Origin of the sequence: Erythrobacter fulvus (genome assembly GCF_028595285.1) — a bacterium.
Lineage (GTDB): Bacteria > Pseudomonadota > Alphaproteobacteria > Sphingomonadales > Sphingomonadaceae > Erythrobacter > Erythrobacter fulvus.
Genome location: NZ_JAQQXQ010000004.1, coordinates 265,323 through 281,055 on the forward strand (window position 1 = coordinate 265,323; position 15,733 = coordinate 281,055).

Consider the following 15,733-nt stretch of genomic DNA (forward strand, 5'->3'; position numbering starts at 1 on the left):
CTTTTGGAAAGGATTTTCCTTCACAAATGCTTGAATACAAGCCCCGGGGGATTGCGGCATGAACATGATGACCCTGCAGGAGCGCCGCGAGGAACAGGCCGTTCCCGAATTCGTGCGCGACCTCAGTTCCGAAATCGAGGCGGAAGAAGCCCGGTCCGCCGACAGCGATTCCGCTGCATCGGCAACGACCAGCCTGCTTGAAAGGCTCGCATGGTTTCGCGACCTTTCGCTGGCGAAAAAGATCAACGCGATCTTCGGCACCTTCTTCGCGGTCGGATTTGCCATGTCGCTGGTACTGGGTCTGGGCCTGAGCGAATTGTGGGGCCGCTACAATGCCTCCGCGCGGGTACAGGAAGCGGTGGTCGCTGCGGGCGAGTTTGAATCAGCAGCGGGGGAACTGCGCTATCACTCCGTCCGGGCGCTGTATGATCGCTCGCCAGACTTGGGCGAAAGCCAGCGTGCCAGCGAGGTCGAAGTCGCAACGCAGATCGCCGCAATCGACGCGGCACTGGCAGAGCATCTGCCCGACATGCAGCCGCGCGCTGTGGCGGCGGGCGAACAGCTTCGCGCGTTTCAATCCGAATTCGACCGCGCCAGCCAGGCCGTGCGCGGCAACGCCAGCACCGGTTCCGCCGTCGCCGGGGTCGCCTCGCAGGGTGATCGGCTGGTGGAGGAAGCCTCCCGTCTGGCCGCCGATCTGGCCGCACGCGGCGAGACACAGGAAGCAAGCGGCATAGGCTATTTCTTCAATATGGTGCTGATCCTCGGCGTCCTGGCTGCCATCGGCGCCGCGATATTGCTGCTGGGCCTTGCCTATCTCTCGCGCGATTTCTCGCGCAAGATCGTTGAGATCACCGCCGGGATGAACCAGCTGGCCACGGGAGACCGGCACTTCACCATCGCCGGGGCTGAACGCAAGGACGAGGTCGGCCAGATGGTCCGCGCGCTCGACCTGTTCAAGCGCGCCAACAAATGGATGGAAGACCGCGCCCGCGAGCGTTCGGAAAAGGCCGAACAGGAATTGCTGATGCAGCAGGAGCGCGAACGCGAACGGCAGGAAGCCGAAGCGCGCAAGGCCGCGATGCTGGAAGATGTGGCACGCCAGTTCGAACGCACGGTCGGTGACGTCGTCAACGGGGTCGCCGCCGCGTCAAGCCAGCTCCACACCACCGCCACCCGCATGGCCAGCAGCGCCGAGGAGGCGAGCCGCCGCACCGGCGAAGTCGCAAGTTCGATGGAAGAAGCCAATGCCGGCGCCACTGCCGCAGCAGCGGCAAGCGACGAATTCGCATTGTCGATCAGCGAGATCAGCCGGCAGGCAGCGTCCTCCAGTGAACTCGCGCGGCTGGCTGCCGATGCCACCGGCGAGGCTGACGAGACCATCTCCGCCCTCGCCGCTTCGGCCGAGGAAGTGGGACAGATCGTCGAACTGATCCAGACCATCGCCCAGCGCACCAACCTGCTCGCCTTGAACGCCTCGATCGAGGCCGCCCGAGGGGGCGAGGCCGGCCGCGGCTTTGCGGTGGTGGCCAGCGAGGTCAAGGAACTGGCGATGCAGACCAGCCGCGCGACCGAAAAGGTGGCCGACCAGATCCGTGCGATGCAGTCCACCACCGGCTCCAGCGTCAAGGCGCTCCGTTCGATCGCCGGGCAGGTCAAGGAACTCGAATCCACTGCCGTTTCGATCGCCACAGCGGTGGATCAGCAATCGGTCGCTGGCCGGGATCTCGCCCAGAGCATCGATCTGGCTGCGCGGGGAACCGAAAAGGTGGCGAGCCATATCGAGGACGTGCGTCAGCTGTCGCTCCACACCGGCGCGGCGGCGAGCCAGGTGCTTTCCAGCGCCAACGAGCTGGAAGCGCAGGCAGCCCATCTGAACGATCAGGTGCGCGGGTTCCTGTCGCGGGTGCGTGCGGGATAGCCCCCCCCTATCGAGACGCCGATTACGTCAAATCGGAGACTTTGCGAACACGCGGTGCGGCGGTCAGACTTGCCATGCGCCGTTCGTCAGTACCTATCAGACTGCCGGAATGCGCTTATCGGCGTTGTCGTTGCTCGCGGTACAGCGCTCCTCACCTCCGCGCGGTGTAAGGCGCCGATCCTCATTGGTCGTAGCAGCATCAAGGACCTCGAGCGCCCCACGCGAGACCCCCGCCAGAGCGCCGACATGGCTACATTATGAGCCCCGGTCGGTGGGCACCAATCCCGACAGTGCTACAGCCAGGAGCGTTTGATCCTCACGGTGGGATTTGCCAACGCTATGACTGCGGCCCTGATCGGGTGAGTTGCAGGGGCATATTCCCCGTCACGGATCTGCGTTCACCGCTTCGGGTTGTACAGTCCGGCGCACGTCGGTCAGGCGCGTCCGCGCGTCTTCGTTGGAACAACGCAAAAGGCGCTCGGCAGCGAGGCTGCGGACGTGAAAAAACAAAACAGAAACGGGTTTTTGACGATGGTTGCGGGAGTTGGATTTGAACCAACGACCTTCAGGTTATGAGCCTGACGAGCTACCGGACTGCTCCATCCCGCGTCACCGACGCCTAAGCGTAAAGACGCCAAAAGGGCCGCCCTTGCGGGACAGCCCTGTTGACTATGTGAATGGGTTTATTCCGCGCATCCACTGGCTGCAATGCCTGGCGACGCCCTACTCTTCCGTGCCTTGAGACACAGTACCATCGGCGCAGTCTGGTTTCACGGCCGAGTTCGAGATGGGATCGGGTGGGGCACAGACGCTATGGCCACCAAGCAATGGAGCCAGTGGAATGCGGGTTTTAAATCGATGCACTCTCTGTTCGAGAGCAAAGGGCGTATCTGGCTGATCAATTCTCGCCTTCAACGCGATCCTGCGAGGCAGGACTGACGTTGATGGTGGGATTCATCAAGCGCGATATGAACTATTAGGACCGGTTAGCTCCATACATTACTGTACTTCCACACCCGGCCTATCAACGTGATGGTCTATCACGGTTCAAAGATACCTAATCTCAAGGGAGGCTTCCCGCTTAGATGCTTTCAGCGGTTATCCCGTCCGTACATAGCTACCCTGCGGCACTCTTGGCAGAATGACAGGTACACCAGAGGTACGTTCACCCCGGTCCTCTCGTACTAGGGGCAACTCCTTTCAAGTATCGACGCCCACGGCAGATAGGGACCAAACTGTCTCGCGACGTTCTGAACCCAGCTCACGTACCACTTTAATTGGCGAACAGCCAAACCCTTGGGACCTGCTCCAGCCCCAGGATGTGATGAGCCGACATCGAGGTGCCAAACGATTCCGTCGATATGAGCTCTTGGGAATCATCAGCCTGTTATCCCCGGCGTACCTTTTATCCGTTGAGCGATGGCCCTTCCACGAGGGACCACCGGATCACTATGACCGACTTTCGTCTCTGCTCGACTCGTCAGTCTCGCAGTCAGGCAGGCTTATGCCATTGCACTCTAACAGACGGTTTCCAACCGTCCTGAGCCTACCATCGCGCGCCTCCGTTACTCTTTAGGAGGCGACCGCCCCAGTCAAACTACCCGCCACAGAGGGTCCCTACACCGGATAACGGTGCGAGGTTAGACATCAGAAAACAGCAGGGTGGTATTTCACCTATGGCTCCACGACAGCTGGCGCCGTCGCTTCAAAGCCTCCCACCTATGCTACACAACTCTTTCCTAATGCCACTCTGAAGCTGCAGTAAAGGTGCACGGGGTCTTTCCGTCTAACCGCGGGTACTCCGCATCTTCACGGAGAATTCAATTTCGCTGAGCATATCCTGGAGACAGTGGGGAAGTCGTTACGCCATTCGTGCAGGTCGGAACTTACCCGACAAGGAATTTCGCTACCTTAGGACCGTTATAGTTACGGCCGCCGTTTACTGGGGCTTCAATTCGGAGCTTGCACTCCTCCTCTTAACCTTCCAGCACCGGGCAGGCGTCAGACCCTATACGTCGTCTTGAAGCCGACTTAGCAGAGTCCTGTGTTTTTGATAAACAGTCGCTACCCCCTGGCCTGTGCCCCCCACCAAAAGTTGCCTTAAGATGGGGCCTCCTTCTTCCGAAGGTACGGAGGCAATTTGCCGAGTTCCTTCAGGATACTTCTCTCAAGCGCCTTGGTATACTCTACCTGACCACCTGTGTCGGTTTCGGGTACGGTCTATACGGTGGGGCTATTTCCTGGAACCTCTTCACTGCCCGACCAATCCAATAAGGTCGAACAATTTACGAGATCCGTCACACACCACCAGGCCCACGAATATTAACGTGGTTCCCATCGACTACCCCCTTCGGGCTCGTCTTAGGGGCCGGCTCACCCTGCGCCGATTAGCGTTGCGCAGGAACCCTTGGTCTTTCGGCGAGAGGGCATCTCACCCTCTTTGTCGCTACTCATGTCAGCATTCGCACTTCCGATACGTCCAGCGTCGGTTACCCTTCGCCTTCACTCGCTTACGGAACGCTCCGCTACCGCTGCAGTAAACTGCAACCCTAAGCTTCGGTGCATATCTTTAGCCCCGTTACATTTTCGCCGCAGGAACCCTTATTTAGACCAGTGAGCTGTTACGCTTTCTTTAAAGGATGGCTGCTTCTAAGCCAACCTCCTGGTTGTTTTGGGATTCCCACATGCTTTCCCACTTAGATATGACTTGGGGACCTTAGCTGTAGGTTAGGGCTGTTTCCCTTTTGACGACGGACCTTAGCACCCGCCGTCTGTCTGCCAGACAAGACTCGATGGTATTCGGAGTTTGGTTAGGTTTGGTACCGCTCGCGCAGCCCTAGCCCATCCAGTGCTCTACCCCCATCGGCATACATCTGACGCTCTACCTCAATAGATTTCGCGGAGAACCAGCTATTTCCCGGCTTGATTGGCCTTTCACCCCTAAACACAAGTCATCCGAGCATTTTTCAACATGCAACGGTTCGATCCTCCAGTGCGTGTTACCGCACCTTCAATCTGCTCATGCCTAGATCGCCGGGTTTCGGGTCTAATCCAACATACTCAGTCGCCCTATTCAGACTCGCTTTCGCTTCGCCTACACCTAACGGCTTAAGCTCGCATGCTAGATTAAGTCACTGACCCATTATGCAAGAGGTACGCTGTCACCCCCTATGGGGCTCCAACTGCTTGTAAGCATCCGGTTTCAGGTACTGTTTCACTCCCCTAATCGGGGTGCTTTTCACCTTTCCCTCACGGTACTGTGTTCGCTATCGGTCATGTACGAGTATTTAGGCTTGGAGGGTGGTCCCCCCATGTTCAGACAGGATTTCACGTGTCCCGCCCTACTCTAGTCCTTCATCATCACTTTCGCATACGGGGCTGTCACCCGCTATGGCCACACTTTCCAGAGTGTTCTGCTAGTTGAAATGGAGGCACTGGCCTGGTCCCGGTTCGCTCGCCACTACTACGGGAATCTCTGTTGATGTCTTTTCCTCCAGGTACTGAGATGTTTCAGTTCCCCGGGTTCGCTTCACCAAGCCTATATATTCAGCTCGGTGATACCTTATCCACCTCGCCCGGCATCCCCTAAGGGATACTGGAAGAAATGGTGAAGGTGGGTTTCCCCATTCGGAAATCGCCGGATCAAAGTTTGCTCACAACTCCCCGACGCTTATCGCAGCGTGCCACGTCCTTCATCGCCTGTACATGCCAAGGCATCCACCAAATGCTCTTACCTCACGCTTGAGAATCCACACCATCAACGTCAGGCCTGCATAAAAGCCTGAGCGCTTGAAGATGGTTGGAGAATTATCTCAGCCAGATAATCAATTTGATTGATTTGTGATGCATTGATCGCCGGCACAGGCCAAAGCCCGTCCGTTACAATCCATGCGCCACGGCATCGATTTAAAAACCCATTCACAATGTCAAAGATCGGCGATCGTAATCGCCTGGCCTGCCGAAGCAGGATCCGCTTTCGTTTCATCTACCGGATATAAGAAGTGCCTGGTGGAGCCTATCGGGATCGAACCGATGACCCCCTGCTTGCAAAGCAGGTGCTCTCCCAGCTGAGCTAAGGCCCCTTAAAGCAATGGTGGGCCTGAGAAGATTCGAACTTCTGACCTCACCCTTATCAGGGGTGCGCTCTAACCGACTGAGCTACAGGCCCACTCCACTGCGTCCGGCCACCATTCCCGAAGGAACAGGCTGCCGCGTGGGCGTGAGCCGGCTCAGGCACACAGCACACCAGAAGGTGCGCTGTATCCGATTGATGAAAGGACATGAGGACGACGGCAATGTTCTTTGGAAACCGCGAAGCAATTCCCCGGGCTAGCCGAGGCGCTTTCGCGAAGATCCTTAGAAAGGAGGTGATCCAGCCGCAGGTTCCCCTACGGCTACCTTGTTACGACTTCACCCCAGTCGCTGAACCCACCGTGGTCAGCTGCCTCCTTGCGGTTAGCGCACTGCCTTCGGGTGAATCCAACTCCCATGGTGTGACGGGCGGTGTGTACAAGGCCTGGGAACGTATTCACCGCGGCATGCTGATCCGCGATTACTAGCGATTCCGCCTTCATGCTCTCGAGTTGCAGAGAACAATCCGAACTGAGACATCTTTTGGAGATTAGCTCACCCTCGCGGGATAGCTGCCCACTGTAGATGCCATTGTAGCACGTGTGTAGCCCAGCCTGTAAGGGCCATGAGGACTTGACGTCATCCCCACCTTCCTCCGGCTTATCACCGGCAGTTTCCTTAAAGTGCCCAACTTAATGATGGCAACTAAGGACGAGGGTTGCGCTCGTTGCGGGACTTAACCCAACATCTCACGACACGAGCTGACGACAGCCATGCAGCACCTGTCACTAGGTCCCCGAAGGGAAGAAATCTGTCTCCAGAAGTCGTCCTAGGATGTCAAAGGCTGGTAAGGTTCTGCGCGTTGCTTCGAATTAAACCACATGCTCCACCGCTTGTGCAGGCCCCCGTCAATTCCTTTGAGTTTTAATCTTGCGACCGTACTCCCCAGGCGGATAACTTAATGCGTTAGCTGCGCCACCCAAGTTCTATGAACCCGGACAGCTAGTTATCATCGTTTACGGCGTGGACTACCAGGGTATCTAATCCTGTTTGCTCCCCACGCTTTCGCACCTCAGCGTCAATACTTGTCCAGCGAGTCGCCTTCGCCACTGGTGTTCTTCCGAATATCTACGAATTTCACCTCTACACTCGGAATTCCACTCGCCTCTCCAAGATTCTAGCTCTCCAGTTTCAAAGGCAGTTCCGGGGTTGAGCCCCGGGATTTCACCCCTGACTTAAAAAGCCGCCTACGTGCGCTTTACGCCCAGTAATTCCGAACAACGCTAGCTCCCTCCGTATTACCGCGGCTGCTGGCACGGAGTTAGCCGGAGCTTATTCTCCCGATACTGTCATTATCATCTCGGGTAAAAGAGCTTTACAACCCTAAGGCCTTCATCACTCACGCGGCATTGCTGGATCAGGCTTTCGCCCATTGTCCAATATTCCCCACTGCTGCCTCCCGTAGGAGTCTGGGCCGTGTCTCAGTCCCAGTGTGGCTGATCATCCTCTCAGACCAGCTATGGATCGTCGCCTTGGTAGGCCTTTACCCCACCAACTAGCTAATCCAACGCGGGCCCATCTAAAGGCGATAAATCTTTGGTCCGAAGACATTATCCGGTATTAGCTCAAATTTCTCTGAGTTATTCCGAACCTAAAGGCAGGTTCCCACGCGTTACGCACCCGTGCGCCACTAGACCCGAAGGTCTCGTTCGACTTGCATGTGTTAGGCATGCCGCCAGCGTTCGTTCTGAGCCAGGATCAAACTCTCAAGTTGTGTCACACACCAAACCGGCATGGGGAAAACCCCATCAGCCAGACTGGCATGAGCTTCAAGGAGCCGATACCTGCACTGTCAAACGTAATGGATACGAATGAACATGCTTGCCATCCGGGCAGGCGTGGAGCCTGCGATCGGATGTGGCGATCGGCTTGAGTTAACCGGTTACCGGAGCCTTGAGGTCCCCGGACCGGGCGCCGTCGCCCACATGTCCCTTCATCAAAAACCAACGATGTCAAAGAGCCGCCAGACAGTAATAGCGGACAGCGCTTGGTTCCCCGATTTTCACCGGGGGACCGGCTATCCGAATTTGTTGGCGACCGAGCGTTGCGGTGGCGGTGGAAGCCGTCAGCGCCGCGTCGGTGGAGCCCGTCTATGAGCGCTTCGTGATTCGGTCAACGGCTTTTTGCAATTTTATTTCAGGGACGCGCAAGAACCGCAGAAATCCGCGGTTTTTTCCCTACCCAACCGCGGGAACAGACCGGTTTCGGGCGCCAGAAACCGGCGCCAGCGGCCCCGAATCCCGTGAATCACCCCCTTATCGGGCTGTGAATCGGCCCACCCGAGCCGCTTCGATCGCCCACTTTCTCGACCGCGAGCGATTCACAGCCGTGAGGTTCGCCAGAGGCGCGAATCAACGCCGCCGTTTGGGCGCATTGCGGATCGGTGGTATTATCCGCCTTGCGGACGCGGCCATGTTGCCGGGTTCGCCTGGGAGAGAGAAACATGCACCGTCGCGCGCTTGGGCAGCTGGCTTTGGTCGCCGCCTCCACCATCCTGATGGTTGGTTCGCCTTTATATGCGGAGTCCCCCACCCCTGCACCGGCGCCGGTGCCGGGCCTGGTCAACCCACAGGCAGCCGAAGTGATCGCGCTCGACGAGGATCGTAACCGCCGCATGACGGTGCCGGTGCATATTGATGGCAGCGGCCCCTATGACTTCATGATCGACACCGGCAGTCAGGCTACCGCCGTCACGCGCGAGATCAACGAGGGCCTCGGCCTGCGTCCCGCCGGCACCGCGATGCTGGTCGGCATGGCCAGCCGTCGCGCAGTCGAATTGGTGGAAGTCGCACGGCTCGACATCGGTAGCCACACGATTACCGATTTCGCCGCACCGGTGCTTGATCGCGAACATGTCGGGGCGGACGGGATCGTCGGACTCGATTCGCTTCAGGACTTCCGGGTCATGATCGATTTCCGCGACCAGACCATCGCGCTGGAGGATGTGCGCGACAAGGACCCCAGCCGGCGCGGGTTCGAGATCGTGGTCCGCGCGCGCCAGCGGCTGGGCCAGTTGCTGATTACCGACGCCATCGTAGAAGGGGTGCGGGCGACCGTCATCATAGACACGGGCGCGCAGGCGAGCCTTGCCAATAACGCGCTGCGTGACCGGATCCGCACCAAGCGCGCATCGGAAGTCACCACCACCGACGTCAACGGCGTCGATCTGATCGGACAGATGTCGCTGATGCGCAGCCTGACGATCGAGGGGCTTTCGCTCACTAATGTCCCGCTGACCTTTGCCGATGCCCCCGCCTTCGAGGCGCTCGGCCTTACAGACACGCCCGCGCTTTCGCTCGGGATGCAGCATCTGGCCCTGTTCGACCGGGTAGCGATCGACTTTGCCAACCGCCGGGTGCTGTTCGATGTGCCGCGCGACGTGGCGCGCGCGATGCGCGAGAGCCGGATGAAGGGGTTCCGCGCACCGCTTTAATAAGCAGCCCGATCTCGCGCGCGGCTTGCGCCTTTGCCTGCAGGCGCCCACATCAGGGGCCATGCCTCCCGACAGCCAGCAACCCGCCGATCCGGATAAGCGCGCCCGCGACATTGAAAGCTGGGCGACGCTGAAGCGTTTCCTTCCGTACCTGTGGCCGAGCGATAATCCCGCGCTGCGCATGCGGATCGCAATTGCGATGACGCTGGTCTTGGCGGCCAAAAGCGTCACGCTCTCCCTGCCCTTTGCCTATAGGGGCGCCGTCGATGCGATGGCCGGCAAGGTCGACGAAGGGCTGACGGTCGCGCTTGCGCTGGTCGCAGCCTATGCACTGGGGCGTTTCGCCGCGGTGGCTTTCGACAACCTGCGCAATATCGCCTTCGAGCGGGTCGGACAGGTCGCCACCACCAATCTGGCAGAGGACGTGTTCCACCGGCTCCACCGCCTCAGCCTGCGGTTCCACCTTGCCCGGCGCACCGGCGAGGTCACAAAGATCATCGAACGCGGCACGAAGAGCATCGACCAGATGCTCTATTTCCTGCTGTTCAACATCGCCCCCACCATCATCGAACTGATCGCGGTGGCGGTGATCTTCTACATCAACTTCGGCCTCGGCCTGGTCGCAGCAACCGCGCTGACCGTGGTCGCCTATGTCATCATCACCCGCGCGATCACCGAATGGCGCACCAAGCTGCGGCGCGAGATGAACGAGCTCGACGGCAAGGCGCTGCACCGCGCAGTGGATTCGCTGCTCAATTTCGAGACCGTGAAATACTTCAACGCCGAGGCCCGCGAGGAAGCCCGCTATGCACAGGCCGCGCGCGCCTATGCCGAAGCGGCGATCAAGTCGGAAAACTCGGTCGGCCTGCTCAACATGGCGCAGGCGAGCATCATGAACCTGCTGATGGGCGGGGCGATGGCCTATACCGTGTGGGGCTGGAGCAAGGGCCAGCTGACGACCGGCGATCTGGTTTTCGTGAACACTTACCTGACCCAGCTGTTCCGTCCGCTCGACGTGCTGGGCTGGGTCTATCGCACGATCCGGCAGGGGCTGGTGGACATGGCGGAGATGTTCCGCCTGATCGACACCGACATAGAAGTGAAGGACGCGCCCGGCGCGCCGGCGCTGATCGTGCGCACGCCGACGGTCGTGTTCGACAATGTCACCTTCGGTTACGAGCCGGGGCGCACCATCCTCAACGGCCTCAGCTTCGAAGTGCCTGCCGGTTCCACCACCGCGATCGTCGGCCCGTCGGGGGCGGGAAAGAGCACGATCGGGCGGCTGTTGTTCCGCTTCTACGATCCGCAGGGCGGACGCGTGCTGGTCGGCGGGGAGGATATTGTCAGGGTCACACAGGATTCGCTCCGCGCGCAGATCGGGATCGTCCCGCAGGATTCGGTGCTGTTCAACGAAAGCCTTGCCTACAACATCGCCTACGGGGCCGAGGGCGCGGATATGGATGTGGTCGAACAGGCGGCGCGCGATGCTGCACTGATGCCGCTGATCAGCCGCCTGCCCGACGGGTTCGACACGCTGGTGGGGGAACGCGGGCTGAAGCTGTCAGGCGGCGAGAAGCAGCGCGTCGCCATCGCCCGCACGCTGGTGAAGAACCCGCCGATCCTGCTGCTCGACGAGGCGACCAGCGCGCTGGATACCCGTACCGAACAGGAAATCCTCGGAACGCTCAAGCGGCTGGAGGAAGGACGCACCACCATCGCCATCGCGCACCGCCTGTCGACCGTGGCGGATTCGGACAATATCCTTGTGCTCGATCATGGGCGGCTGGCCGAAAGCGGAACCCATTCCGCGCTACTGGCCAAAGGCGGGCTCTACGCCGAGATGTGGTCGCGGCAAGCGAGCGAGCGGCGCGAGGAGGCGAGCGAGGCTGCGGAATAGCGCGCGGCGGCGGCGGGCATTGCTTCCGGCGCGCACCGGTGGTTAGTCCTTGCTCTCCATGCCCCCGCGCGGGGCGAACTTCCACGAAGAGAGAAACCGTCCGATGCGTCATGCCCGCCTGATTGCCGCCCTGCTTGCCACTTCCGGCCTGCCCGCCGCCGCGCAGGACGCCGTCACCGATACGCCCGCCGTCCCGATCCCCGCTGCCATTACCGCCGAAGAAATGCCGCCGGTGCCGCTGGCGCTGGCCGAAAGCGCACGGCCCTATCTCGAAGCGCGCGGCGCTTCCTTTGCAGGATGGGATCCGAATACCCGCGCAGTGCTGATCGGCACCCGCTTTGCCAACGTCACCCAACTCCACCGCGTTGCCGAGCCGATGGGCGCACGCACCCAGATCAGTTTCGAGGCCGAGCCGGTCTATGGCTCCTATGCGCCGGAAAAGGGCGACATCATCCTTGTCTCCAAGGATCGCGGGGGCGACGAATATTACCAGCTCCACACGCTGAAGGACGGCCGGCTTGCGCTGCTGACCGACGGCAAGAGCCGCAACCAGATGAACGCGTGGAGCAATGACGGCGAACTGATCGGCTTTAGCTCGACCAGACGGAACAGCGTGGATGCCGATCTTTACGTGATGAACCCGCGCGATCCGGCCTCGACCCGCATGGTGCATGAAAGCAAGGGCGGCGGTTGGGCGCTGGTGGGCTTTTCGCCCGACAAGCAGACCGCCTATGTCGCCGATTACCTGTCGGTGCAGAATATCGATCTCTTCACCCTCGATCTGGCGAGCGGGATGATGACCCCGATCGGCGATCCGGCGACCGAAATTGCCTATGGCGGGCTGAAGGTCGCGCCCGACGGCACGCTGTGGGTTACGAGCGATTTCGGCGCAGATTTCCAGCAACTCGGCCGTCTAGACCCGATTTCCGGCGTATTCTCGGCTGTTTCACGTGAAACATGGGACGTCGACAGCTTTGATCTGAGCGCGGACGGGAAGACTATTGCCTATGTCGTCAACGAGGCGGGAACCGACCGGTTGCGCGTCCTCGACATCGCCAGCGGCAAGGTCACGAAAGTCGATGCCCTGCCCGCAGGCCAGATCAGCAGGGTCAGTTTCGCGCCGTGGGGCGAAATCGGCTTCTCCTTCTCCTCGGCCCGCAGTGCGGCGGATGTGTGGTCGCTCGATCCGAAGACGATGGCGCTGACGCGCTGGACGCAGAGCGAGACCGGCGGGCTCGATCCGGCGGTCAATGTCGAACCGCGGATCGTGACGACGATAAGCTTTGACGGACTGGAAGTTTCGGGCCTGCTCTACCTGCCCGATCCGGCGAAATTCGCAGGGCCCCGCCCGCTGATCGTCAGCGTCCACGGCGGGCCGGAAGGCCAGAGCACAGCGGGCTTCATGGGGCGCAACAACTACTATCTCAACGAGTTGGGCATCGGCATCTTCTATCCCAATGTGCGCGGATCGACCGGGTACGGAAAGACCTTCGTCAGCCTCGATAACGGCCCCTTCAAACGTGAGGATTCGGTGAAGGACATGGCCGCTCTAATCGATGCAGTCCGCGCCGATCCGGCGGTCGATGCCGACAAGGTCGGCCTCACCGGCGGATCATACGGCGGATACATGTGCTATGCTGCCGCGGTGCAGCTGAAGGACAAGCTAACCGCCACCCAGTGCACCGTGGCGATCAGCAACTTCGTCAGCTTCCTCGAAAACACCAACCCCTATCGACAGGACCTGCGCCGGGTCGAATATGGCGACGAACGCGATCCGGTGCAGCGCGCCAAGCTGACCGAGATCAGCCCGCTGACCCGCGTGAACGAGATCGAAAAGCCGATGTTCGTGATCACAGGAGCCAACGACCCGCGCGTGCCCAAATCAGAGGCCGATCAGATGGTCGCTGCGATCCGCGCGAACGGCGGCGAGGCATGGCACATGATTGCAGCCGACGAGGGCCACGGCTTCCGCAAGAAGGACAATTCGGACTACGCCTTCCTCGCGCAGCTGATGTTCTGGCAGGAACACCTGCTGGGCGAATAATTAGCCTGCTTTGGCGAGGCGCTGGAGAACAGCCAGCGCCTCGTCGCGCCTCTCCCACGGCACGAACAGGTGATCGTGGTGGTATCCGGCCACGATATTGCAGGCGATCCCTGCCCCGGCGAGCGCGCTGGAGACCGCCGCAGTCAGCCCTACGCCTTCAAGCGCGGAATGCACCGTCAGGGTGATGCGCGCAAACGGCTGGCCGGCGCGCTCTCCGGGAAGGATTGCCGTTACACCTTCATCCTCGCGGATCACCGCGAAGGCATCTGCGGGCGGCGCGCCATGCACCACTTCGAAATACCACGCCCGCCGGTCAAGCACCGGCGCCATGCCCGCCAGCATCGCCGAAAGCTCGCTGACGGGTTGGCGTGTCGTCACAGGATATACTTCGAAAGATCGGTATTGCCGGCAAGGTCCGCCAGCCGTTCGCGCACATAATCGGCATCGACCCGGATCGTCTCGCCCTTGTGGTCCTCCGCCTCGAAGCTGATTTCTTCGAGCAGCCGCTCCATCACCGTCTGCAACCGCCGCGCGCCGATATTCTCGACACTTGTGTTCACCTGTGCAGCGATATGCGCGATCTCGGCGATGGCATCATCGGTGAAATCGAGCGTCACATCCTCGGTGCCGAGCAGCGCTTTGTACTGCGTCACCAGGTTCGCCCGGGTCTCGGACAGGATGCGCACGAAATCTTCCTCGGTCAGCGCGCGCAGCTCGACCCGGATCGGCAGGCGGCCCTGCAATTCGGGCAACATGTCGGAGGGCTTGGCCACGTGAAAAGCGCCGCTGGCGATGAACAGCACGTGGTCGGTCTTCATCGGGCCGTATTTGGTGGCGACCGTGGTGCCTTCGATAAGCGGCAGCAGGTCGCGCTGCACACCCTCGCGGGACACCGAGCCGCCGCGTACGTCGGAAACCGCAATCTTGTCGATTTCGTCGAGGAACACGATTCCGTTGGACTCCGCGTTCTGGAGAGCCGCACGCGCAACATCGTCCTGATCGAGCCGCTTGTCGGCCTCTTCGTCGACCAGCCGGTCCCACGCATCGGGCACGCGCAGCTTCTGCCGGCGCGTGGCTTTCCGCCCGAAGGCCTTGCCCATCATGTCGGAGAGGTCGATCATCTGCATCGAACCGCCCATGTTCCCCATGTCGAACGGGGCCGAAGGACTGTCGGCCACCTCGATCTCGACTTCGACATCGTTCATCGCGTTTTCGACGACCCGCTGGCGGAAGGCCGCACGGGTCGCCTCTGAGGCATTTTCGCCCACCAGCGCATTGAGCAGGCGGTCCATCGCGGCTTCGGAGGCAGCCTCGCGCACCTTTTCGCGGCGGCGTTCCTTTTCCAGCCGGATCGCCTCTTCCACCAGATCGCGGGCGATCTGTTCGACGTCGCGCCCGACATAGCCAACTTCGGTGAACTTGGTTGCCTCGACCTTCACGAACGGCGCTTCAGCGAGCTTGGCCAGCCGTCGGCTGATCTCGGTCTTCCCGCAACCGGTCGGCCCGATCATCAGGATGTTCTTGGGCGTCACCTCGTCGCGCAAGTCAGCGCCCAGCCGCTGACGGCGCCAGCGGTTACGCAGCGCCACCGCGACCGCGCGCTTGGCGTCCTTCTGGCCGATGATGTGTTCATCAAGAGCGGCGACGATCGCCTTTGGGGTGAGGTTGTCGATCATGGTGTCCCGGGAAAACGGAGGGATGTGTCAGACGGTTTCGACCGTCAGATTGCCATTGGTGAAGACGCAGATTTCGGCAGCGACCGCCATGGCCTTGCGCGCGATGGTTTCAGCGTCCTGCTCGTAATCGGCCAGCGCCCGCGCGGCGGCGAGCGCGAAATTGCCGCCCGATCCGATCGCGGCGATATCACCCACCGGTTCCAGCACGTCGCCATTGCCGGTGAGCACCAGCAGCGTTTCCTTGTCCGCGACGATCATCAGCGCTTCAAGATTGCGCAGGTACTTGTCGGTGCGCCAGTCCTTGGCGAGTTCGACGCTCGCGCGCATCAACTGCCCGGAATATTGTTCGAGCTTCTTTTCGAGCCGCTCGAACAGGGTGAATGCGTCGGCGGTCGCTCCGGCGAAACCGGCGATCACCTTGCCGTCACCGATCCGGCGCACCTTGCGCGCATTGGGCTTCATCACGGTGTTGCCCATCGAAACCTGCCCGTCGCCCGCAATAACGGTGGTGTCGCCGCGCCGGACGCCGATGATAGTGGTGCCGTGCCACTGGACGAGGCCGTGGCTCGCAGAATCATGTGTCATGTAAGCGAATATGGCGCACCTGCGCGCAGGTTCAAGCGCGTGGCGG

General features: G+C 60.6%; 7 protein-coding genes, 3 tRNA genes and 3 rRNA genes. 4 read left to right on the forward strand and 9 right to left on the reverse strand.

Features of this window, described 5'->3' with window-relative positions; genetic code table 11:
- Positions 1 to 58: 58 nt before the first annotated feature.
- Positions 59 to 1,921 carry a methyl-accepting chemotaxis protein gene (locus OIK40_RS07190; RefSeq protein WP_273677378.1) on the forward strand — a complete coding sequence of 621 codons (1,863 nt, stop codon included), beginning with the start codon at positions 59 to 61 and terminating at the stop codon, positions 1,919 to 1,921.
- A 532-nt stretch (positions 1,922 to 2,453) separates the two neighbouring features.
- On the opposite strand, the gene OIK40_RS07195 is transcribed toward OIK40_RS07190, so the two are convergent.
- From OIK40_RS07195 to OIK40_RS07220, 6 genes are all read right to left on the reverse strand, one after another.
- Positions 2,454 to 2,530: transfer RNA gene (locus tag OIK40_RS07195), tRNA-Met, on the reverse strand.
- 101 nt (positions 2,531 to 2,631) lie between these two features.
- A 5S ribosomal RNA gene (gene rrf / locus OIK40_RS07200) occupies positions 2,632 to 2,746 on the reverse strand.
- A 131-nt stretch (positions 2,747 to 2,877) separates the two neighbouring features.
- A 23S ribosomal RNA gene (locus OIK40_RS07205) occupies positions 2,878 to 5,665 on the reverse strand.
- Between the two features lie 262 nt (positions 5,666 to 5,927).
- Positions 5,928 to 6,003, reverse strand: a tRNA-Ala gene (locus tag OIK40_RS07210).
- A gap of 9 nt (positions 6,004 to 6,012) precedes the next feature.
- A tRNA-Ile gene (locus OIK40_RS07215) sits at positions 6,013 to 6,089 on the reverse strand.
- Between the two features lie 192 nt (positions 6,090 to 6,281).
- A 16S ribosomal RNA gene (locus OIK40_RS07220) occupies positions 6,282 to 7,766 on the reverse strand.
- The 16S, 23S and 5S rRNA genes sit together here with 3 tRNA genes alongside, the layout of an rRNA operon.
- Positions 7,767 to 8,495: 729 nt before the next feature.
- On the opposite strand from OIK40_RS07220, the gene OIK40_RS07225 reads away from it, so the two are divergent.
- From OIK40_RS07225 to OIK40_RS07235, 3 genes are all read left to right on the forward strand, one after another.
- On the forward strand, positions 8,496 to 9,485 hold the full coding sequence (locus OIK40_RS07225) for an aspartyl protease family protein (protein WP_273677380.1): 990 nt from the start codon (positions 8,496 to 8,498) through the stop codon (positions 9,483 to 9,485).
- A gap of 61 nt (positions 9,486 to 9,546) precedes the next feature.
- Positions 9,547 to 11,382 (forward strand): ABCB family ABC transporter ATP-binding protein/permease, encoded by a 1,836-nt coding sequence (locus OIK40_RS07230; protein ID WP_273677382.1) that lies wholly within the window; start codon positions 9,547 to 9,549, stop codon positions 11,380 to 11,382.
- A gap of 103 nt (positions 11,383 to 11,485) precedes the next feature.
- Positions 11,486 to 13,426 carry a S9 family peptidase gene (locus OIK40_RS07235; RefSeq protein WP_273677383.1) on the forward strand — a complete coding sequence of 647 codons (1,941 nt, stop codon included), beginning with the start codon at positions 11,486 to 11,488 and terminating at the stop codon, positions 13,424 to 13,426.
- Here the strand turns inward: OIK40_RS07235 and OIK40_RS07240 are convergent, their stop codons facing one another.
- From OIK40_RS07240 to hslV, 3 genes are read right to left on the reverse strand one after another with little or no spacing between them, the layout of a single operon-like run.
- Positions 13,427 to 13,804, reverse strand: a complete 378-nt coding sequence (locus OIK40_RS07240) for an ACT domain-containing protein (protein ID WP_273677384.1) — start codon at positions 13,802 to 13,804, stop codon at positions 13,427 to 13,429.
- A complete protein-coding gene (hslU, locus tag OIK40_RS07245; RefSeq protein WP_273677385.1) occupies positions 13,801 to 15,102 on the reverse strand; it encodes an ATP-dependent protease ATPase subunit HslU in 1,302 nt (433 codons plus the stop codon). The genes OIK40_RS07240 and hslU overlap by 4 nt, the downstream gene beginning before the upstream one ends.
- A 27-nt stretch (positions 15,103 to 15,129) precedes the next feature.
- Positions 15,130 to 15,687 carry an ATP-dependent protease subunit HslV gene (gene hslV, locus OIK40_RS07250; RefSeq protein WP_273677387.1) on the reverse strand — a complete coding sequence of 186 codons (558 nt, stop codon included), beginning with the start codon at positions 15,685 to 15,687 and terminating at the stop codon, positions 15,130 to 15,132.
- Between the last annotated feature and the right edge of the window lie 46 nt (positions 15,688 to 15,733).